The following is a 20,283-nucleotide window of genomic DNA, read 5'->3' as shown; positions in this document are numbered from 1 at the left end:
CTATATCATTGAGTTTATTGCTTTATATCTTTTATAGGTTGCCCAAATGTCTCTACCATCCCTTGCTCCTAATGCTAGCACCCCCCCTGACTCTCTACCTGGCTTAGCGCCAAAATCTTCTGAAGACCAATGTTGCAAAGGAAGAGTGAGCGGCAGAGATGTTGCCAAATCTGTCGGTATCGCCATACTCAGTGCAGTGCCAGCTGGAGTTACAGCCTTTGCCCTGACAACTGCTGCAGGGGCTGCCGTTGGTGGGCCTGTTGGTGCGGTTGTTGGTTGCGTTATTGGAGGCGTCGCCTACTATTGTATTTTTCGTAGAGACTGCAAACCTGCAGATATCGCAAACTTCTTTAACAGTCTCAAAAAACACAATAGAGAGCCTGATAGTTACAGCTTAAATGGCAATTCTACTCAAACTCACTTATCGTCAAGGGCATCAGTAGCTAGTGACGATAATCGCCTAGATACACCTAAAAACTCCACATCAGAAAAGACACCTAAAAAAACCTCTTTTTTCCACCTCGGCAACCCATTTAAAAGCTCACACAAGGTGAAAGAAGCGCCGCCTGAACGTGCATTTGAGTTACAAGAATTTGTAAAAGAAATTTCTTCTTCTAGCACATCAAAGTATGAAGCAAATATACCAACGCCGACTCACTCGCCTCATGGTTCCTTTGACTCTAAAGCTCGGGCAATAAAAGATAACGAGGGTACGCCCTTTAGTGGCTCTCAAACTTTGATTAATGAAACAGAAAAGCTGCCCAAGAAAAAGTTTGGGGCATTCTCTAATCTATTTTCTTGCCTACACAAACCAAGAGACAAAGGTAGTGAGGAAAGCGCCTCCATAGCATCTCATACCTCGGGAGGCTCAAACAAAATAACCTCCCCTAAAACGACACCTGCGCAACAAAGCCCATCCTCTCAAGTGTCGATGGGTGATAAACCAAAAGACGGCTAGCGTGTAAATGCAATCTTTCACTGGCATATCTTGCTGCAGGGTGCGCATAAAACTCACACCCAATGATTGGGTGTCCAATTTCCGCCATATGCACTCTGAGCTGGTGAGACCTCCCGGTAACCGGTTTTAGCAAAACCCGGTGGATATCATCACTTTTACTTTCCAGAAAATGGAAGTGCGTTAGAGATGGCTTTCCCAATTCAAAATCCACCATCTGTTTAGGCCGATTTGGCCAGTCACAACGAAGTGGAAGATCCACACTGCCTTCTGGAGACGCCAGCGTTCCCCATACATCGGCGATGTATTCTTTTTCTACTTCGCGGTTCTGAAATTGAATACTGAGCGCACGATGACTTTCAATATTCAGAGCAAACACCATTAAACCCGATGTGGACATATCCAGACGATGAACCACTCGCGTTTCAGGATTGATTTTCTGAAGCCGCGACAAGGCGCTGTCACGGTCATTTGGCGGTTTCCCTGGCACACTGAGTAAGCCTGACGGCTTGTTTACCACGACAATATGATCGTCACGATAAAGTTCAGTTAAGGGTTCATGGCAATCGGGGACAATATATACTTCTTTCATCCCTGAATTATCAGGGATGATGGGAAGAGAGTCATCTGGGGAATGTGCTATTCGCTGACCTTCTCATAGAATAACAGATAAGGTTGTCCATCCACTGTAGGTAACGATTCAATTTTATCTACGGTTTGGTCATTATGAAGCCACCACTGGTCTTTTTCGCCAGCTTTTGCATGATTGACAGCAGCAGTATAATGTCCACCATCTGAACCACCAATGTGCAAACAGAAGCTTTTTAAACGCAGTGTGATTGTTTTTTCTTGTCTCGACTTTTTATCAATCACAGAAATAGTTAATGGTCGGTCGAGTTCCGCTTTAAGAGCCTCTGTTTCTCGAATCAGTTTTCTTGATTGACCTTCAGCGCCTCCGCTACCTGCTGCATAGGACATAAGCTGAACCGGTAATATATTAAACGTTTTTACATCCACAAAGAGCTGATCTGAAGTCTCTCCTTTCAGTGATTCTATTCCCCTACGCTCGATCCAAGATTCTAAAGCCTGATAATTTCCTTTTTGATAGTTTGCCGCCTCCCAGCGCTCAGAGGGTATGCTATTTCCAAGATCAAGCTCAGAACGATTATTTTGTTTATTTGTAATGAGCGTCTGAAGCGAAAGATACTGACCTTCCTTAAGTGGAATTTTAAGAATATTATCAATATCTGGCGAGCCTACTGGTGTTGAAACATTCACATCATCTCCAGCGGATATATGATGCATTATCGCTGTTGAGAGAATGGAGCCAGTATAGTTTTCGTTGATCTGCAACACATCCATAAGTTCATTAATGAACTCAGTAACATCATGTTGAATGATGGCATTTCCCTCTATTCTTGGATCTTTGGGAAAAATAAACTTAAAAGTCTGACTATCCTTTTTTATTCCGTAATCAAAACACGCACCAAACAAGGCCTTCAATGGCTCCTGATATGCCTGAGCTGTGTTGTTCGGTGTTAGATTGCCCTCTGACAAAAGGCTGTGACGTAGATTCAAGAGTGCTTTGCGAATAGGGTCACGACTCTCGTCAAGAGTTAAAGAGTCGAGCGTTGCGAAAAAAGAATCAGGGTAGCCATAGATCAGAGCCTTGAGGCCGCTGTTAGCAAAGCAAGTATTGCCTAAGTTGATAAATCCCTTAGTAGCCAAGCTCTCTGATTTTAGAAACGCGTTATTTTGAACACTGTCTTTGCTTTCTTTTTTCAGGGAGGTTGCGGTGGTATTGTCAGTCCTGCTTTCAGCCTTCTGTTTTTTTCCAGAAAAATTAAAAGATCTAAACCCGGGAGGACGAGCTGGTTCTGAGACGGTTTTAATCTGAGGTTCTGGCTTCACATACACTGTAGGTTTAAATGGCTTTGCCTCTGAGTTTCTCACCTGCTCCTTGCGCTCAACGTCTGTTTTTTTATCTGGCGCTAAACCTTGTTTAACATTTTCTCGTGCAGGATCAACTTTAACCGGTTTTTGTGCGTCTTTTTGAATAGTATTATCAACGATCTCCGTCGGTGGTGGCGGGAGCGGCAAATCATTGTTGATCAGTGGGTTATTCTCCTTACCACTACTCCCCTGAGGTGGCGGTGGAAGAGGCCAATCAAACTCTGCATTTCCAGCTTCCCCAGACACCTGAGGTAACGGAGCCGGATTCGGCTGTTCCATCCGAGCCTCACTGTTCTCGATTCCCTCTAAAAAAGAAGGCGGTGGAGGCAGATCAGAGAAATCAACCAAATGCTCGCTATTTTCTTTTGAAGTATTTAGAAATACAAAAGGTGATGGGGGTGGAGGTAGTGTTTCATCGCCTTGATCAAGTTTATTCGTATTATTGTTGGCAGAATTCGCTGCTGAATCCTGCACATTTCTATTACTGGTTGTGACGTCAGGCTCTGGGAGTGTTGTTGATGCCTGGTTTGCAACATTAAACTGTTCAATTACATCGCCCAAATCAGCAATGGCACCGAGAACAGATGCGTCTTTATGCCAATTATTATTTGCCTTTGGAGTAACAGCACTGTCTTTACCAACATCCTGCAGTTGAGTGGTCAGCTCTGCTAGAGCAGCATCCACTTTCTGGCTTTGAGCTGCCAGTGCGTCTTCTTGGTCTTTGTTGCGTTCCAGCACCTGCCCAGAGGTAACCGTAGGTTGAACAGGCTTCTCGATAACTGCACGGTTTTCAGCAGGTTTCAGTTTAAATACTTCACCCTTACCATTCTCTTCAGCAGGATCAGTTTCTGGCCTATGGCTAGAGTGATCAACTCGATGAGCTGTAGAAGGGAATCCATTAATCTGATGACCTTCTGGCCATTCAGGCAGATAAGTGTCAATTGAATAACTGGAGGGCTTCTCCGGAACATAAGCTAAAGCCTTCGAATTTGGCATATGTTCGCACAAGCTTTTACTGGTTTCCGCTATTCCCTCTTCGGCAAGACTGATTTTTTGGTCTATTTTCTTGGGATCCTGCCCGAATTTCTTTTCAAATTGACCGATCTGTTTAGTTAGCAGTCCCCTAAGTTTATTCAATTCTACATCCTTTAAACCAGGGTCTGGAGGAATAACGCTAACCGTCTTTCCACATTTATATTGGAAAGTGACTTGTGGGCCACCTTTTACATATTCTGTTGTTTGTATCGTTTGCTTGATCGAATCAACGGAGATGGCAATCTCCTTCTTTTCTTCCAGTTTGGCTTTGTAATTTTTCTGTCCAATCAACTGTTTTTCCAATGACTTTACAACAGGTTCTTTGTTGACCTGAGAAACAGAAGCCACTGGCAGGATATCTCTTTCATGTATTTCTTTGGCGACATGAGGCGCAACATTTGCTAGTGATAATGGAAGGTAATTCTTAAACCCCTTGTTTTTGCCCTGTGCAGGATAAACAGGACCAGTAACAGGCTGACTTCCCGGTATGTATGAAGATCCATTTACTCCAGACATATTTTCACCATTCCCTTGGCACAAATCTCAATTAATTATAGTTAATTGTATAAATATAATTACTAGCAATAAGTATTAGATGAGCGGACTATTAGATCACCACGACACCTTCTAAAGGTCTCGCTCACTTGCCGCCGCATAGCAACTTGAAATCCTTTGGGTATATACTGCAACACGCTGAAAGCTAACCATAAAATGGCAGAGACCCCGCTGATGACCATACTCAAGCCAAATATTACAAGGATGAGCGCCTACGCCCCGCCTTTGGAAGGCAGAAATCCCCATGAGCATCTGCTGCTGGATTTTAATGAAAGAACCCTGCCGGTTAGCCACCACATCAAACAAGCGCTGATCGATTTTATTCAGAATGACCGGATTCAAGTGTATCCAGCCTATGGCAACCTGAATGAGAAAATAGCGGATTATGCTGGCGTTAAGCCGGAGCAGGTCATGATTACTAATGGCTCTGATCAGGGCATTGATATTATTATCCGCGCTGCCTGTTCTTCGGGAGATGAAATCATTATTCCCAGCCCTACCTTTGCCATGTATCAGCAATGTGCCGGAGTAGAAAACCTTAAGGTTATCGAGCCCGAATACACGAAAGATGGCGGCTTTCCCCTTCAGGCTGTTCTGGAGGCCCTTTCTCCAGAAACAGGATTGGTCGTCATCGCCAACCCCAACAACCCCAGTGGTACACCCACCAGCGTCGAAGATATCCTGACCATTGCCAAAGCCGCGCCGGATACCGCCATACTGGTGGATGAATGTTATTTTGAGTATTCGAAATCAACTATCGCTGATCAGGTGATGAACTTCCCAAATATGCTGATTACCCGAACATTCTCAAAGACTTGGGGTTTGCCTTCCATTCGGCTGGGTTATGTCATCAGTCACCCAGACAATATCAATGCACTGCTCAATGTGCGTGGCCCATACGACGTCAATCAGTTTGCCGCTGTTGCCATTCATGCAGCGCTGGATCACCCGGAATACACACACGACTATGTATCGGAAGTGATGGAGCAATCAAAGCCGTTGTTTGAGTCTTTTTTACAGCAGAAAAACATTTCTTTCTGGAACAGTGCAGCCAACTTTATCTGGGCATTTCCAGAGAACAGTTCAGTGATTGAGCAGCACTTGCGATCAAAAGGAATTCTGGTTCGCCCAAAAGCCAGTAGTGATGGAAAAATGGGGTTAAGAGTCACGCTGGGAGATCTCGCCCAAACCCAGCGTATGGTTACCGCTTTTGAAGAGGCTCTGGCTCTTTAAATATATTTAGCTTCAGGGCTTCAGGAATAGTCGCCCTGTAACTCCTGAAGCAGTTTCGCTCTGAAATCGGCCAAATAGCGAGCATTTCTCTCAGCCATTTCCCTGCCCGCGTTCGTTTGCATCGTCTCAGGTAATCTCAGCAACTTCTGTTCAAAGTGATCCAAAGCAAACTGTCGATCACTCAACTCCCGGTGCGCAGCCATTGGATCTTCCGGATCAAACATCTTCTGACGTAAAACGCCTGACGTATAAAAGACTCTTGCCAGCCCAATAGCACCTAACGCTTCCATCCGATCAGCATCCTGAACGACCTTTGCTTCCAACGTTTCAGGCACGATACCTGCGGAATAACTGTGGCTTTCAATGGCATGGCAAACGTTCTCCAGCTGAGCTTCAGGGAAAGCCATATGCTGAAGTAGCTCTCTGGCTTTTGCAGCAGCCAGCGTTGATGCCTTGGATCGCTCCGGGTGATTCTTTGGCAACACGACCACATCGTGAAAATAGCAGGCTGCGAGTACAACCAGTCGATCTGCGGCCGCACCATCCTGATCCATAATCTGACAGGCGGTTTTCCAAACCCGCTGGAAATGAAAGAAATCATGGGAATCGTCATCGTGATCCTGCCCAAGATTTTGCAGGCAGTCGATAAAGCGTTGCTCCCATTCCTTGAGAACATTAGGGCAAGTGTCAGTCATAGAGTCTCAAATGATAAAATGCAGAACAAGAGAGGATGGTAGTGAATATTGTGTTTGAGGGAAACACAATAAAATAAAATCAATTCAGCTCTGTTGAATATCAGATGGGCGACTGGATTCTGTAACGGGCAACCGTACAGGTGCTCCAGCCTTCAAAGCGATCAAGCACCATACCCAATTGCTCCATAACACCTTGAGCGAACTCATTATTGGGCGCCGTATAGGAGATAATTTCTTCCATGCCCAGTTGGTTAAAACCAAACTGAGTAACAGCTTCAACCGCTTCCAGTACCAGCCCCTGCCCCCGGAACTCGGGCATAAACCGCCAGCTCATCTCAATGTGCTTGCCATAGGGTGTGAAACCACAATAGCCAATCAATTGATTCGTTTCTTTATAAGCCACGGCCCAGCGGGACCAGCCTCTTTTATCCAGCTCAGCCTGATATCGCCACAACTCAGTCTCAGCAATACTGCCTGGCTCAGTAGCAGCAATGCCGGATGATGCGACCGGGTCATGCCCTAACAGCGTAGAGAATGCGCTTACATCCGCCAGCTGCCATGTACGCACTATCAGTCGTGGTGTATCGGTAACGATCAGCACAGTTTAACAGCCTCCCAACAAGCCTGTTGTAATGTCACTTATTGGACAGCCAGTAGGCTGGAAAAGTTCTTTCAGTCTCATCATTCAGTCAAATTCACATTAAGATCAATTTGCGTTTTCGCAGCCATTAGTGTCTGTGAGGCAGAAAAAGTTCCATCTTCACAAAATGCTTTCAATGGTTAGAACCAAAGTTAAACTTTTATCGTATCATGCAGTTACAGGAGGTTATCAATCCTGACTTCCATTCCAAAAAATAAATCCCGGAGGCAAAACCGGTGGCTATTGTGTCAATACCTGATCCTGAAAAAGTGATAACACTGGGTATCAGCTCCTGCCTGCTGGGGCAGAAAGTGCGTTACAACGGTGGCCACAAACGCTCCTCTTTTTGTGTAAATACTCTGGATCGCTTTTTCCATTTTGAGCCCGTCTGCCCGGAAATGGCCATCGGCCTTGGCACGCCCAGGGAGCCCATTAGACTGGTCGGCGAACTTGCAGAACCTCAAGAAACCAAAAGCTTACAACTCATGTCGTCTTCTGACCCGCAAAAAGCATTAAAGGTCAGAGTGGTCGGTACAGAAACAGCCAGTTTGGATGTGACGGATGCTCTGGAAAAATTTGGCCATGAAAAAGCGGCAACCCTGAAGGGCATCTCTGGCTATGTGCTTATGCAGAAATCCCCAAGTTGCGGCATGGAAAGGGTCAAGGTTTACCATGAAAACGGGCACCCTTTGGGAGAAAGTTCACCGGGTGCCTACGCTAAAGTGTTGATGGAAGAAAAGCCTCTACTTCCCATAGAAGAGGAAGGTCGTCTGCACGATCCGGTGCTTTGTGAAAATTTCTTTACCCGGGTATATGCCTACCATCGTTGGCAGACAATGGTCTTGCAGAAACCGTCTTACAAGGCACTGGGTGACTTTCACTCCACCCATAAATACATGCTCATGGCACACTATCCTCAGGGCTATGAGGAGCTTGGTCAGATTGTAGCAAAAGGGCGACAGTTGCCTTTAGAAGAGTTACTGGATGAATACTTCACCCACTTTATGCAGGCGCTGAAACGGCGGGCAAATCGAAAATCTCATACAAATGCCATGATGCATATTCTTGGATATGTTAAAAAGACCGTGGACAGCAAAGAGAGAAATCAGTTTTTGACACTGGTTGAAGAGTATCGCCAGCAAATGGTGCCGCTCATTGCGCCAATGACCATGCTTCGCCATTTTGTCGAAAATCATGGCAGTGACTACATCAAAAGCCAAACTTATCTGAATCCTCATCCGGATCAGCTAGGCTTGAGAAACCAGATATAAGGAAAGAAAATAAGATGTCGATCTGGAAACGCCCCTACGATCCCGCAAAAGCTCAGTTCCGGGACAACATGTGTGATCATGTAGGGATTGAAATTACCGAAGTAGGCGACGACTTTCTTCGGGGCACTATGCCCGTTGATCATCGTACCATTCAGCCTATGGGGCTACTTCATGGTGGCGCCTCGGTCGTTCTGGCAGAAACACTGGGCAGCATCGCAGCCAATCTTTGCTGTGAAGATGGCTATTATTGTGTCGGGTTGGAAATTAACGCCAATCATTTACGCTCAGCCACTTCTGGCAAAGTGACCGGAACCACTCGTCCCGTTCACATTGGTAGAAGCACTCAGGTGTGGGAAATCAAAATTGAAGATGATCAAGGGCGCCCAACCTGTATCTCCCGTATTACTATGGCTGCCAAGCAGTTCAGATAATACAAAAAAGGGCGCTTTTAAGTGCCCTTTCATTCATTAAAATAAATCCGCTACCAATAGCTCCAGCTTTTCCTGATCACGGGCAAAGTTACGAATCCCTTCCGCCAATTTTTCGGTTGCCATGGCATCGTCATTCATTGCCCAGCGGAACGCAGCTTCATTCAAAATGGTCTTTTCGTCACTGCATACAGGCGAATCACCAAACAATCTTTGTTCCAGAGATTCGCTGGAACCGGCCAGTTGATCCAAAAGATCTGGCCCAATGGTTAGACAATCACAACCAGCCAACTCGGTAATTTCGCCGGTGCTTCTGAAGCTCGCACCCATGACGACGGTTTGATAGCCATATTGTTTGTAGTAGTTATAAATCCGGCTGACCGATACAACACCGGGGTCTTCTGATGCTGAGTATTCGCGACCTTCCGCCTTTTTGTACCAATCCAGAATCCGACCCACAAACGGAGATATCAGATAGACACCTGCCTCAGCGCACGCTTGCGCCTGAGCAAAATTAAACAACAACGTCAGATTACAGCGGATGCCTTCTTTCTCCAGCACTTCCGCCGCTTTAATGCCCTCCCAGGTGGAGGCGATTTTGATGAGCACCCGATCCGGATCACCACCCTGCTGCTTATATAAATCAATCAACTGGCGGGCTTTATGAATTGTTGCTTCGGTATCAAAAGAGAGTCTTGCATCCACTTCGGTGGAAACCAGGCCAGGTACCACCTGCTGAATTTCACGACCAATACCAACCGTCAGCCAATCACAGGCAAAAGGTACGCCATAGGCTTTATCCTGAGCACAGCTACGACCGTAAGCAATGGCCTCTTTGAACAGAGTCTGATAACTGTCGAGCCCGGCAGCTTTCAGGATCAGCGACGGGTTCGTGGTTGCATCCACCGGCTGATATCGGCGTATCGCTTCAATATCACCGGTGTCTGCAACCACTTTCGTCATGCGCTTCAGTTGGTCCAGTTGACTGTCCATACTGCACTCCGTTTTCAAATCAGGCGATCAGCCTATCGACATTAAAAGGCAAAATCAAAGCTGCAGGGTAAATTGAAGATCACAATTTCTGATCATGTAATGCTGCTTTTTGAATCTCATGGTCACTTTGCAAAAACGTCTCGACTCAAATTGATAGGGAATGGCAGCCTGTTTTCACCGAGAGCCCGAGGTTCAGCATGCCTTGGGGATACTCTCTTCGGGCTAAGTAAATATAGGCGCCCCATGGAAATCATCACGAAACCGTGAGGCAAGCCTGACTCATCGTCAGGCCTTAAAGATTTACAGCGCGCCACTCTGTTGAGAAAGCTGCTCTGAAATATAATGTCCGTCCAATGGTTCAAGCTCTGCATGAGGACGTTCAGGCAGGTAGTCATTGGTATAACAACTAAGACTATCCATGCTGCCATCGGTAATACCCAGCTGCTGGGCATAGACACCTACCTTTTCCCAATCCCGATCCACATTAACAAGATCTCTGGAGAAATACGGAAGACAACTGATGTATATTTTCTGGAACACCTCTGTACGCAATGATGGAATCTTGTCACACAGCATCTCCCAGGCTTTTTCCGGGTTTTCCAGAGTCCAGTGCATTCCCCGCTGAGTTGCCCGCATAAACCCTGCAACCGTGTTCGGATTTTTAGCCAGATACGATTCATGCACCAGAAAAAGAATTGAGCAGAAACAGCAACAACCCAATCCGGCCAATTCATCTACCCGCAACATACCTGTCTCTTGTCCGCTTACATGCTCAAGCTCAACCTGCTGAAAACAACCGATACCCATGCCAGCATCCACCGTGCCTTTCATGATTGCATCCGTAAGGTTCATGCCGACTCGAACCGTCTCATAGTCGCCTACATTGATGCCTGCACGGCGAGCCAAGTCATCAATGATGATTTTGCCGAAACTGCCAATGTAGCCAATCCGTTTACCTTTTATATCCTCAAACCCTTTTATACCGCTGGATTTTAGAAAAATAATGCCGGTGGGAGGCTCATGAAACAGCGTGCCGGTAGACACCACTTTGTACCCTTTTGCCCGGGCAGCATAGGTATGAATCATCGCTTTGAGGGCAATGTCCACTTTATTCTGACCAATTAAATCCGTCACATCCGAAGGGTCTGTGGTTTCCATAATGCCAGGAAAAATTTCTTCTTCTTCATAAAAACCCAGTTGTTGAGCTATGAAGATCGGGGTGTGGTAGGGGTTGGCATACCAATTCAGTAGCAGAGAAAGTCTTGGTGTTTCTGTTTTCTGAAAAACAATAGAGCTCATGCGTCCGTCCTGATTTAGGAAAAAGGCGTGACGCACAGTGCTGGAATAATGCCCGAAGACAGCAAGAAAACAGCCGAAGATTCAGCTAAAAAATAGACGGCAGTTCCATGGCAGTCCCTTCGCCGGTACTAGCCGGATCAGGTTCAACAGGTATCATCTCAGCTTGTTCATTCACTTCAGAAAAATGAACAGGCACCCTGCGCCACAAGAGCAACCAAAGTGGTGGTTGCAGTGAAAGAGTATAGATAGTCGCGTCAAGTATGTCAGCTAATCGACTAGGAGGCTGACCGAGAATAGCGCCCGTAGCGAGGATGGTAGAAAATTGAGGATAAAAATTCTGTTTTTTGAAGTAAATAGTGGTGCTATTTGCTGAACAAAACAGAATTTTTAGACCAATTTACTACCACCGAAGTAGGGCAACCTATTCTCGGTCAGGCTCCTAGCTCTTATTGCGTTGCTTGAGTCTGTTCAGATAGACAGTGACGCTAACAGCAATAAATATCAGCAGCCATTTCACCCAGACAAGAGTAATTATGCAAATAGACAGGCTGATAGTCAGCCAGAGAAAGCTCACCGCGCGATAAAACACAGACCGGGTGATACTTCTGTCTATTAGATACTGCTGTAACGGTGGCCCCAGTATTTTATGGTTAACCAGCCAGGTATGTATTGCGGGGGAAGAGCGAATACTGAAGAAAGCAGCCAGTAATAGAAAGGGCGTTGTGGGCAGTAGAGGGAGAAAAACACCAATCAACCCAAGCAAGATACAGACGACAGCAAGACATTGAAAAACCAATCTGACTAAACGACTACGAACTAAAACCCCATCATGGAGTGCTGTTTTTTCCGGCGCCATTGGTATTATTCAAAGTGAGCTTCAACAATTCTGGTCACGTAATCCAGTGTCGCTAAATTGTGTAGTGTCGTTTTAAAGTCTGGCTGAGAGGTTTCACCAATCACTAAATATTCATATTTTTTACACTGAATTCGTCCTGGAGAATCTTTATAGATAATGGCCGTTTGATCAATAGACATCACCTGTTGTGCATATTCTACAACACCGGGGATGCAGAATTCATAACTCACCGAACGCTTGCCATCTTCCGGGCCATATAAACCATCAGTGTCCAGCTGATCCAGTTGAAACTCAATTTTTTGCTGGGATGAGCTCCCCATAAAGCTATTCAGGTAAGAGCAACCAGACAGCAGAAACGCTGACAGTAAAATCAATATCTGAAACTGTTTCATAAACGCACGGCCTAACGGAAGAGGTAGCTGGAAATATCGCTAAAATAGAAAGGTTTTATAGGTTTTCACAGCTATCAAAATGATTCTTCAATAGCTGCGATACAGGTTTACGCCAGAGGTCTTAGACCTACTGCATGGCGCACTTCTATCAGGAAAGGCGCAGCTTCTGCACGGGCCTTTTCAGCACCTTTCAACAACTCTTTTTCAATAAAAGCAGGATCTTCGATCAGAGCATTGTAATGCTCACGAGGCGCTTTCAAGTGATCGTTCAAGAACTCAAAGAGTTCATTTTTCAAATCACCCCAGCCGGCGCCATCAGCATACTGCTGCCGTTTAGCTTTTACTTGTTCAGCATCCGCAAACGCAGAGTAAATCTGGAAGAGTGTGCAAGTATCCGGATCTTTGGGCTCACCAGGCTCCAGAGAGTTGGTTTTGATCTTACGAACCAGCTTCAGCAGCTTTTTCTCTGGCACAAACAGAGGAATGGTGTTGTCGTAACTCTTGCTCATCTTACGACCATCCAACCCATTCAGTACTGCAGTGCTCTCACCAACCACTGCTTCTGGCAAAGCAAATTTGGTTTTGTAGTGATGGTTCATACGACCCGCAATATCTCGTGCCATCTCAATATGCTGCACCTGGTCGCGGCCTACCGGAATTTTATGAGCATTGAACATCAGGATATCTGCAGCCATTAACACCGGATAACTGAACAGCCCCATAGTGACGCCTTTATCTGGATCCTGCTCACCTGCTTCAAGGTTATCCTGCACTGCCGCTTTGTAGGCATGGGCACGGTTCATCAACCCTTTGGCAGTCATCGTGCCGATGATCCAGTTTAATTCGGCAATCTCAGGAATATCGGATTGACGATAAAACGTAGCACGATCTGTATCCAGCCCTAGCGCCAACCACGTAGCCGCAATTTCCAGAGTCGACTGATGCAGGCGCTTAGGGTCGCGACCTTTGATCAGCGCGTGGTAGTCCGCCAGGAAAAAATAGGAAGCCATATCATCGCGCCAGCTTTCCTCAATTGCAGGCTTGATAGCCCCCACGTAGTTACCCAGGTGTGGTGTTCCTGTTGTCGTTATACCTGTAAGTACTTTCGTTTTGCTCATGAATCCACTCGTGCAGCGACGATATTATCTGGCCGGAACATTTGCTCCGGGAAAGGGAGGAGATTATAAAAGAACGGCGCCCTTTGCCACAATAGAAAGGGCGAGACCGACTCAATTGCTCTCCTTATTAGATTAAGCAATTGATGTTTTTGGTTTAGTCGCCTGAATGTTGTCTACAGCACTTCTCTGGATGATTTGACGCAACCGTATTGCCAGTAAGAGCGCACCCACTGTTAAAGCGATCACCAAACCAATCCACAACCCATGAGGCCCCATTGGCTCCACAACCCAGTCCGTCAACCCTAAAACATACCCTAACGGAAGCGCCACAATCCAACAGGCAAATAGCACAATGGCCATGGGCACACGGGTATCTTTAAAACCGCGTAAAGCGCCATTGGCGGCAATCTGAATGCCATCAGCATATTGGAACACTGCCGCATAAATTAGCAATTGCGCCGCCAATGTTGCTACCTCAGCATTCTGGGTGTAAATAGACGTCACAAGCCCTGGCATAAACAGCATCACAGAAGCACTGATAGTGGCAGTGGCCAATGTCGTCACAATACCTGCATAGCTTGAATAGGCAGCCTGTTCCTGTTTACCGGCTCCCAAAGCCTGACCGACACGAATAGTCAGCCCCATTGAAAGACTTAAGGGAAGCATAAAGGCCAGTGATGTGAAGTTCAGTGCAATTTGATGACCTGCAACCACAATGGCACCCAACTTACCAATCAACAATGCCACCACAGAAAAAATGCTCGCCTCAAAGAAGATAGCCAACCCGATCGGCACACCTAGCTTCATCAGATTGGCAATGACACACAGCTTTGGTAGTTCCCATTGTTCGAAGATTCCCATCTTGCGGTGTTGACGACTAAATAGCGTATAAACAGCCATCATCAGAAACATGGCCCAGAAACAGACCGCTGTCGCATAACCACAGCCAACACCGCCTAATTCAGGGAAGCCAAATTTCCCATAGATCAACACATAGTTAAGCGGAATATTCAGTGCCAGAGCGATAAAGCTGAACACCATACCAGGTTTTGTCCTGCCCAAACCTTCGCAATAGCAAGCCAATACCTGAAAAAGACAGATGGCAGGAATACCCCAGGCCAGTGCTTTCAGATACTCCAAAGTAACGCCAGCCATTTCCGGCTCAACCTCTAGCCATTGTAATATCGCGTCAGATTTGAAAATAAATCCTAACGACAACAGGCTCATTAACAGTGCAATCCATAGCCCCTGACGAACCTGACTGGCCACCTCACCGGTTCGACCAGCGCCGTACATATGAGCGACAGTGGGCGTCAGTGCCATCAATATGCCACGTACCAGCAAATACACCGGCACCCAGATACTGGAGCCCAAAGCAATAGCCGCCAGATCCACGGCTGAGTATTGCCCTGCCATACTGGTATCCACAAAGCTCATACCCGTGGTTGCCAATTGCGCCCCTAAAATAGGGCCAGAAAGATAGAGAAGTTCACGAAGCTCGCCCCAATACCGGGCAAATACAGAAACGCTTGTTGTCATTGTCGCTCACAGAATACACATCCAACGCCAAGCAGGAACGGGACGAAGGTTTTGATATTCTATCAGCGAATGAATATAAGTCTTTATTATTCAATTCGAAATAAAGCGCGGCATTTATGCTTATGCGATGACTCTTTTCTTGAAAGTTGGGATACTTTTCCCCCTTATGACGCATTAAGGTGAATCAGCATGCCGGAATTACCAGAAGTCGAAACTACCCGGCGGGGGATTGAGCCCTACATTGAAGGGCACAACGTCGCTGAAGTCGTTGTACGTGACTCGCGTTTACGATGGCCTGTTCCAGAGAACATTAATCAAATACTGAAAGGAAAAACCATCCTTTCGGTAAAACGGCGGGCGAAGTATTTATTGCTGGATACTGGCTCTGGCCACTTGATCATTCATCTGGGTATGTCCGGTAGCCTCAGGGTAATGACTGAGGATGCGCCCGTTGGCAAACATGACCATATCGATATTATCTTCACTAATGGACAAAAATTACGGTATACCGACCCCCGCCGATTTGGTGCTGTCCTGTGGACAGAAGCACCGATTTATGAACACAAACTGCTGAGTCACCTTGGGCCAGAACCATTAGATGGCGAGTTCACCGCACAACGACTGTTCCTGTTATCCCGTAAGAAAAGTCAGGCAGTAAAAACCTTTATTATGGACAATAAAGTCGTCGTTGGTGTCGGTAACATTTATGCCAGTGAAGCGCTCTTTAAGGCTGGAATAAGGCCTGATACCCCGTGCGGAAAAGTATCCAAACAACGTTATGAACGACTGACCGATGCCATTATCGAAACCCTTGCCAAGGCGATAGAACAGGGTGGCACAACATTGAAAGACTTTGTTGGCGGCGATGGCAAACCTGGCTATTTCAAACAGGAGCTGGCTGTTTATGGCCGTGCAGGACAGCCCTGCCTGAATTGTGGAAAACCCATCCAAGAGATAAAACTGGGAAATAGAAGCAGCTGCTTCTGCAGTAAGTGCCAGCGCTAAATCGTCGATTTAAAGCCTGAAATCACTGCCGATATCTATTCAGATCAGTGATCTCAGGACAACAAATATGGCAAGCAACATGGCAAACGGAAACCAGCCATCCGGCACATTGAGCAGAATCAAAGCGCTTTGCAAAAGCCCATCATGGGCTAGTTTTACCGGCCTTTTCGGTATTGATGTCTCCGCCAGTGAGCAATTGATACAAAGTGCGCCTGAAGAAAACCCAAGGCAAACGGCTGAATTACCCACCGATGAATTGCTGGATATACCCGGAAAAATCAACCAGTTTAACGGTGTATATCCCGCCGATAACGCCATGAGCACTGATCTATCGAAACAGTTGCGTCAAGTTTTCAACAGTTTTTCTGAAGGCGATGATGATATCGCGACCCAGTTTGATATCGATTTAGTAAAAGGCGTGAATTTCCAGATCACTTCTGCAGCCATGTCTTTCGATTCATCTGCCACAAGAGAAGAACACAAAAAGGATAAAGACCTGATTGTCATCTGCAAAGAAGCACTGAAGGTCTTTTCGATTGAGAGTTGTAACGATCTGGGCACAGCCAAAAAGATGATGATGGTCTTGGCTAACTTCTGCACGCTGGCACCCTACAGCGCCATGGACCAATATTTAAAAAACTTTGGCTATTCACTGTTTGGCAAAGGCTTCGGCATTATTGCTGTTGGCGCCAAAAGGGAATCTGAATTTGCCTGCCTGCCAGACGGTAAAGTGTCCCTTAGTTTTTCCTGCTGCTTCAATGAATATAACTTGATCGACAACAGTGAAAGTCGTGAGAACTATCACGTTGAGCAGGCAGTGATTGTACAGCTGAAAGTGATCATTAACCCTGGTAGTCCAAAAGAGTGGAAGTTTGATGATGTTTCTATTGAAGCTCATCCCATGATCGGCTGTGAACCAAGCTAGCTAGCCAGTTAGCTGACGACTGCTGTATAACGTGCGATACTTCTAAGTTATCGTTTTGTCTTGTTTTATTTTTGTAACAGAGCCTTCTTCTTTCTGGTCGATCTCTGAAATACTACGCTTCCCTGTTATTACCGCTACTCATTATGCCGTCATCAACTCACGAAAATTTTGCACCTTATAATCCGCTGAAACACGCTCTGGGACGCTTTGTGTTCTGGTTAATGGGTGGATGGAAAATTGAAGGCACACTGCCTGATCTCAATAAATATGTGATCATCGTCGCCCAACATACATCCAACTGGGATTTTGTTATTGGCGTCGCCGCCAAACTTATTTTGAGAATCCGAGTGCGCTTTTTTGGTAAACATTCTCTGTTTTCGGGTCCTCTGGGCATTCTAATGCGTGGTCTTGGTGGTGTTCCCATTGAGCGCAGCAAATCCATTAACCGAGTGGATCAGGCGGCTAAAGAGATCCGGGACAGTGAAAAATTTATTCTGGTGATTGCTCCAGAAGGTACCCGTTCCAAAGTACAGCGCTGGAAAACCGGTTTCTACCATATTGCCCGGGGCGCAGATATTCCTGTGCTGCCTATCTCTTTTGACTTCAAAGCCCGAAAAGTGGTGATTGGTGAGCCGATTGATCTGACTGGCGACCTTCCTCAGGACTTCGAAAAGATGCATGAGTTCTTTTTATCTCATCCCGGCAAAAGGCCGGAGCTTGGCTGTAACGGCCCATTCGACACACCTGGCATCTACAACAGCTGATCTTCCCATTGCAGCACAGGTTCGATACAGTGTCGGAACAATAAGAACACTGTATAGGATCTACATGCCACTGATTCAGTTTGTTACCCACGACGGTAACCAATACGAAGCAGAAATTGAGACTGGCAGCACGCTAATGCAAGGTGCGGTGGATAACATGATCGATGGCATTCTTGGAGAGTGTGGCGGCTCATGCACCTGCGCCACCTGCCATTGCTACATTGATGAGCCATGGATTGACGTCACCGGTCGTGCAGAAGGCTCTGAACATGAAATGCTGGATGTGGTTCGTGAGCCCAGAGAGAACAGTCGGCTCAGCTGTCAAATTGTCGTGACCGATGCAATGGATGGAATGGTGGTTCATTTACCAGAGTCTCAATACTAAAACTCTGCAAAACCTGAGCAATAGGTTAGACTCTCCCAAATAAACCTGACCTTTCATAGGGTTATTGCAAATCATTCGCAATCAAGTGCGCAGCGATAACCCTGAGCTAACCAGCACTCAGGAGTATTCCATGCTCAGTCCAACAATGATCGAAAAACTCAACGAGCAAATTAATCTGGAGTTTTACTCCTCCAACCTTTATCTGCAAATGGCTTCCTGGTGTGAAAGCCAGAGCCTTGAAGGTTGTAATGGGTTTCTTCGCCGCCATGCCCGGGAAGAAATGGAGCACATGCAGAAACTGTTTGATTACGTGAACGAAACCGGAGCAATGGCAATCATTGGCGCTATTCAGGCACCGCCTCATCAGTTTGAATCTGTCCGCAACGTATTCCTCGCAACCTATGAGCATGAGTGCACGGTGACTCAAAAAATCAACGAGCTGGCGCACACGGCCTTTACCGAGAAAGATTATTCGACGTTCAACTTTTTACAGTGGTACGTTGCAGAGCAACACGAAGAGGAGAAGCTGTTCAAAACCATTCTTGATAAAATCGACATGATTGGAATGGAAAACAAAGGGCTCTATTACATTGATCAGGAAATTGCCAAACTGCTGAAAGAAATGCCGGCACCTGCAATTTAATTGGCAGTTACCATAAACCGGCCTTATGCTCTAAGGCTGGTTTCTTATTTATGTTTGCCTCATGACCCGAAAGCTCATTACCTTTTCCTGCTACCTTCTACTGGCTGGCTGCAGTTTATTTAATCCAGCCCCGGCGCAAAAGCATGCTCAGTTCAGCGACCTAAAAGGCTGGAGCAATGAGCAGGCGATTGCTACACGTCCTGCTCTGTTGAAAAGCTGTAACCACCTGAACCCCTCGGTGCTGACGGACAACAGTTTGTGGGGTAACTACAATACCTGGAAATCACTGTGCAAAGAGTTGGCACAAACGCCAGATCGCCAACTCAAACTCTTTTTTGAGCAAAACTTCAAACCGATTTCCATCGCGCCACAAGAAAAGGGACTGTTTACGGCGTACTACTCGCCGGTGATGCCTGGCAGCCTGAAAAAAACACCTGAATACTCCATTCCTCTTTTAAAGCTACCCAAGGATTTGGTGAGAGTTCGACTTTCCGATTTTGGCATGAGCGGCCAGCTGGTGGGTCGCCTTGATCGAGGCTTTTTAAAACCTTACGGTAGCCGGGCTGACATTAATCAAACCGTGCCTAAAGATAGCGATGTGTTGTTATGGCTGAAAAACCCTGTGGATAAATTCTTCCTGCAAATTCAGGGTTCCGGCAACGTTGAACTGCCGGATGGAAAAATCATGCACGTTGGTTATGCCGGCCATAATGGCCACAACTACGTAGCCATAGGCAAAGTGTTAAAGCAGGAAGGCGAGCTGGAGAATGTCTCCATGCAAACTATCCAGACATGGCTGGCAGATAATCCAGACAAACAAGACTGGCTGCTAAACCAAAACCCTCGCTATATTTTCTTCAGCTTTTCAAATGAAGGTGCCATCACTGCACAGGGCGTTCCTGCAACATCAGAAAGAACATTAGCTGTTGATCCATCCTACATTCCCCTTGGCGTTCCAGTCTGGCTCGATACAACCCTGACAGCAACTGGCGAACCGTTCCAACGAATGATGGTTGCCCAGGATACCGGCAGTGCTATAAAAGGTGCTGCTCGCGGTGATATCTATCTTGGGCTGGGTGAAGAAGTTGAGCAACTTGCGGGCAAGCAGCAATCCCCAGGCAAGCTTTATGTTTTTTTGCCACGTTAGGTTCTGTTTTATCAAACACTAAGGTATGCAGTTCTCTCTGAGATCTTAACAACAAGGTTTTTATGAATTTTTCACCATATAGTCATAATATTCAGGGCTATCAACCTGTATCCACAAACAATGAGAACTCAGGATGTTCAGATTCAGAGAATCAAGCGAAAAAGACCTACATCCCTGACAGGGAAACGCATACAGAGGCATTTAATACTAGAATTGGTGACCGTTTAGCTCATACCTATGATCGCACAGGTTCACCAATACCAAGCTTACAAAAACTATTCGATTTCATTAAAAATCAACAAGACAATCCGCTTTCAACACACTGGAAACCAAAACTTACCAAAATAGAAAATATCGATCAGATACTGCTAAAAGCAGCCACTCCCGATGAATATGCGACACAATCCATTATCAGAAAATTGTCGTAAGCACTATTTGATAGAACAATGAAA

The 20,283-nt window shown here is 46.1% G+C and carries 21 protein-coding genes and 1 riboswitch; of the genes, 11 read left to right on the top strand and 10 right to left on the bottom strand.

From position 1 onward, the window contains the following. The first annotated feature begins 145 nt into the window (after nucleotides 1–145). Complete coding sequence (locus tag Q1B11_RS13190) at nucleotides 146–958, top strand: hypothetical protein (protein ID WP_299733446.1); 813 nt, start codon at nucleotides 146–148, stop codon at nucleotides 956–958. Here the strand turns inward: Q1B11_RS13190 and Q1B11_RS13185 are convergent. Then, entirely contained in the window at nucleotides 888–1,547 is a 660-nt protein-coding gene (locus tag Q1B11_RS13185) for a pseudouridine synthase (RefSeq protein ID WP_299733444.1), read from the bottom strand. The two genes, Q1B11_RS13190 and Q1B11_RS13185, sit on opposite strands and share 71 nt — an antisense overlap. A gap of 47 nt (nucleotides 1,548–1,594) precedes the next feature. Beyond that, nucleotides 1,595–4,459 (bottom strand): hypothetical protein, encoded by a 2,865-nt coding sequence (locus Q1B11_RS13180; protein WP_299733443.1) that lies wholly within the window; start codon nucleotides 4,457–4,459, stop codon nucleotides 1,595–1,597. 195 nt (nucleotides 4,460–4,654) lie between these two features. Between Q1B11_RS13180 and Q1B11_RS13175 the strand changes: the two genes are divergently transcribed. Further along, entirely contained in the window at nucleotides 4,655–5,731 is a 1,077-nt protein-coding gene (locus Q1B11_RS13175) for a histidinol-phosphate transaminase (protein WP_299733442.1), read from the top strand. 20 nt (nucleotides 5,732–5,751) lie between these two features. Here Q1B11_RS13175 and Q1B11_RS13170 read toward each other — a convergent pair whose 3' ends face one another. Further along, nucleotides 5,752–6,426, bottom strand: a complete 675-nt coding sequence (locus Q1B11_RS13170; RefSeq protein WP_299733440.1) for a phosphohydrolase — start codon at nucleotides 6,424–6,426, stop codon at nucleotides 5,752–5,754. Between the two features lie 100 nt (nucleotides 6,427–6,526). Further along, nucleotides 6,527–7,027, bottom strand: a complete 501-nt coding sequence (locus Q1B11_RS13165; protein WP_299733438.1) for a GNAT family N-acetyltransferase — start codon at nucleotides 7,025–7,027, stop codon at nucleotides 6,527–6,529. 275 nt (nucleotides 7,028–7,302) lie between these two features. On the opposite strand from Q1B11_RS13165, the gene Q1B11_RS13160 reads away from it, so the two are divergent. After that, nucleotides 7,303–8,337 (top strand): DUF523 and DUF1722 domain-containing protein, encoded by a 1,035-nt coding sequence (locus tag Q1B11_RS13160; RefSeq protein ID WP_299733436.1) that lies wholly within the window; start codon nucleotides 7,303–7,305, stop codon nucleotides 8,335–8,337. Nucleotides 8,338–8,351: 14 nt separating this feature from the next. Beyond that, nucleotides 8,352–8,768 carry a hotdog fold thioesterase gene (locus tag Q1B11_RS13155; protein ID WP_067516056.1) on the top strand — a complete coding sequence of 139 codons (417 nt, stop codon included), beginning with the start codon at nucleotides 8,352–8,354 and terminating at the stop codon, nucleotides 8,766–8,768. Between the two features lie 36 nt (nucleotides 8,769–8,804). On the opposite strand, the gene tal is transcribed toward Q1B11_RS13155, so the two are convergent. The 6 genes from tal to Q1B11_RS13125 form a co-directional block, all read right to left on the bottom strand. Then, the gene (gene tal, locus Q1B11_RS13150) at nucleotides 8,805–9,758 is read right to left on the bottom strand and encodes a transaldolase (protein WP_299733430.1); all 954 of its coding nucleotides are present in this window, start codon (nucleotides 9,756–9,758) and stop codon (nucleotides 8,805–8,807) included. Nucleotides 9,759–10,058: 300 nt separating this feature from the next. After that, nucleotides 10,059–11,057 carry an ABC transporter substrate-binding protein gene (locus tag Q1B11_RS13145; RefSeq protein WP_299733428.1) on the bottom strand — a complete coding sequence of 333 codons (999 nt, stop codon included), beginning with the start codon at nucleotides 11,055–11,057 and terminating at the stop codon, nucleotides 10,059–10,061. Between the two features lie 96 nt (nucleotides 11,058–11,153). Then, nucleotides 11,154–11,267: riboswitch (TPP riboswitch) on the bottom strand. 229 nt (nucleotides 11,268–11,496) lie between these two features. Then, nucleotides 11,497–11,913, bottom strand: coding sequence for a YbaN family protein (locus tag Q1B11_RS13140; protein ID WP_299733427.1), 417 nt, complete (start codon nucleotides 11,911–11,913; stop codon nucleotides 11,497–11,499). A 5-nt stretch (nucleotides 11,914–11,918) separates the two neighbouring features. Next, complete coding sequence (locus Q1B11_RS13135) at nucleotides 11,919–12,305, bottom strand: hypothetical protein (protein WP_299733425.1); 387 nt, start codon at nucleotides 12,303–12,305, stop codon at nucleotides 11,919–11,921. Nucleotides 12,306–12,412: 107 nt separating this feature from the next. Beyond that, nucleotides 12,413–13,423 carry a tryptophan--tRNA ligase gene (gene trpS, locus Q1B11_RS13130; RefSeq protein WP_299733423.1) on the bottom strand — a complete coding sequence of 337 codons (1,011 nt, stop codon included), beginning with the start codon at nucleotides 13,421–13,423 and terminating at the stop codon, nucleotides 12,413–12,415. Between the two features lie 132 nt (nucleotides 13,424–13,555). Next, complete coding sequence (locus Q1B11_RS13125; protein ID WP_299733421.1) at nucleotides 13,556–14,962, bottom strand: MATE family efflux transporter; 1,407 nt, start codon at nucleotides 14,960–14,962, stop codon at nucleotides 13,556–13,558. A gap of 189 nt (nucleotides 14,963–15,151) precedes the next feature. Here Q1B11_RS13125 and mutM point away from each other — a divergent pair, with 189 nt between their 5' ends. The 7 genes from mutM to Q1B11_RS13090 all read left to right on the top strand — a co-directional run bounded on the left by mutM (nucleotide 15,152) and on the right by Q1B11_RS13090 (nucleotide 20,259). Then, a complete protein-coding gene (gene mutM, locus Q1B11_RS13120; RefSeq protein ID WP_299733419.1) occupies nucleotides 15,152–15,967 on the top strand; it encodes a bifunctional DNA-formamidopyrimidine glycosylase/DNA-(apurinic or apyrimidinic site) lyase in 816 nt (271 codons plus the stop codon). A gap of 67 nt (nucleotides 15,968–16,034) precedes the next feature. Then, the gene (locus Q1B11_RS13115; RefSeq protein ID WP_299733417.1) at nucleotides 16,035–16,892 is read left to right on the top strand and encodes a hypothetical protein; all 858 of its coding nucleotides are present in this window, start codon (nucleotides 16,035–16,037) and stop codon (nucleotides 16,890–16,892) included. A gap of 143 nt (nucleotides 16,893–17,035) precedes the next feature. Beyond that, nucleotides 17,036–17,656 carry a lysophospholipid acyltransferase family protein gene (locus Q1B11_RS13110; protein WP_299733415.1) on the top strand — a complete coding sequence of 207 codons (621 nt, stop codon included), beginning with the start codon at nucleotides 17,036–17,038 and terminating at the stop codon, nucleotides 17,654–17,656. A gap of 64 nt (nucleotides 17,657–17,720) precedes the next feature. Continuing rightward, nucleotides 17,721–18,041, top strand: coding sequence for a 2Fe-2S iron-sulfur cluster-binding protein (locus tag Q1B11_RS13105; protein ID WP_067516085.1), 321 nt, complete (start codon nucleotides 17,721–17,723; stop codon nucleotides 18,039–18,041). Between the two features lie 130 nt (nucleotides 18,042–18,171). Beyond that, the gene (ftnA, locus tag Q1B11_RS13100; protein ID WP_299733412.1) at nucleotides 18,172–18,684 is read left to right on the top strand and encodes a non-heme ferritin; all 513 of its coding nucleotides are present in this window, start codon (nucleotides 18,172–18,174) and stop codon (nucleotides 18,682–18,684) included. 61 nt (nucleotides 18,685–18,745) lie between these two features. Next, on the top strand, nucleotides 18,746–19,831 hold the full coding sequence (locus Q1B11_RS13095; protein WP_299733410.1) for an MltA domain-containing protein: 1,086 nt from the start codon (nucleotides 18,746–18,748) through the stop codon (nucleotides 19,829–19,831). 62 nt (nucleotides 19,832–19,893) lie between these two features. Then, complete coding sequence (locus tag Q1B11_RS13090; RefSeq protein WP_299733408.1) at nucleotides 19,894–20,259, top strand: hypothetical protein; 366 nt, start codon at nucleotides 19,894–19,896, stop codon at nucleotides 20,257–20,259. Nucleotides 20,260–20,283: the final 24 nt, after the last annotated feature.

The organism is uncultured Endozoicomonas sp. (assembly GCF_947495845.1).
Lineage (GTDB): Bacteria > Pseudomonadota > Gammaproteobacteria > Pseudomonadales > Endozoicomonadaceae > Endozoicomonas.
This window is presented reverse-complemented; position numbering and strand designations above follow the sequence as displayed.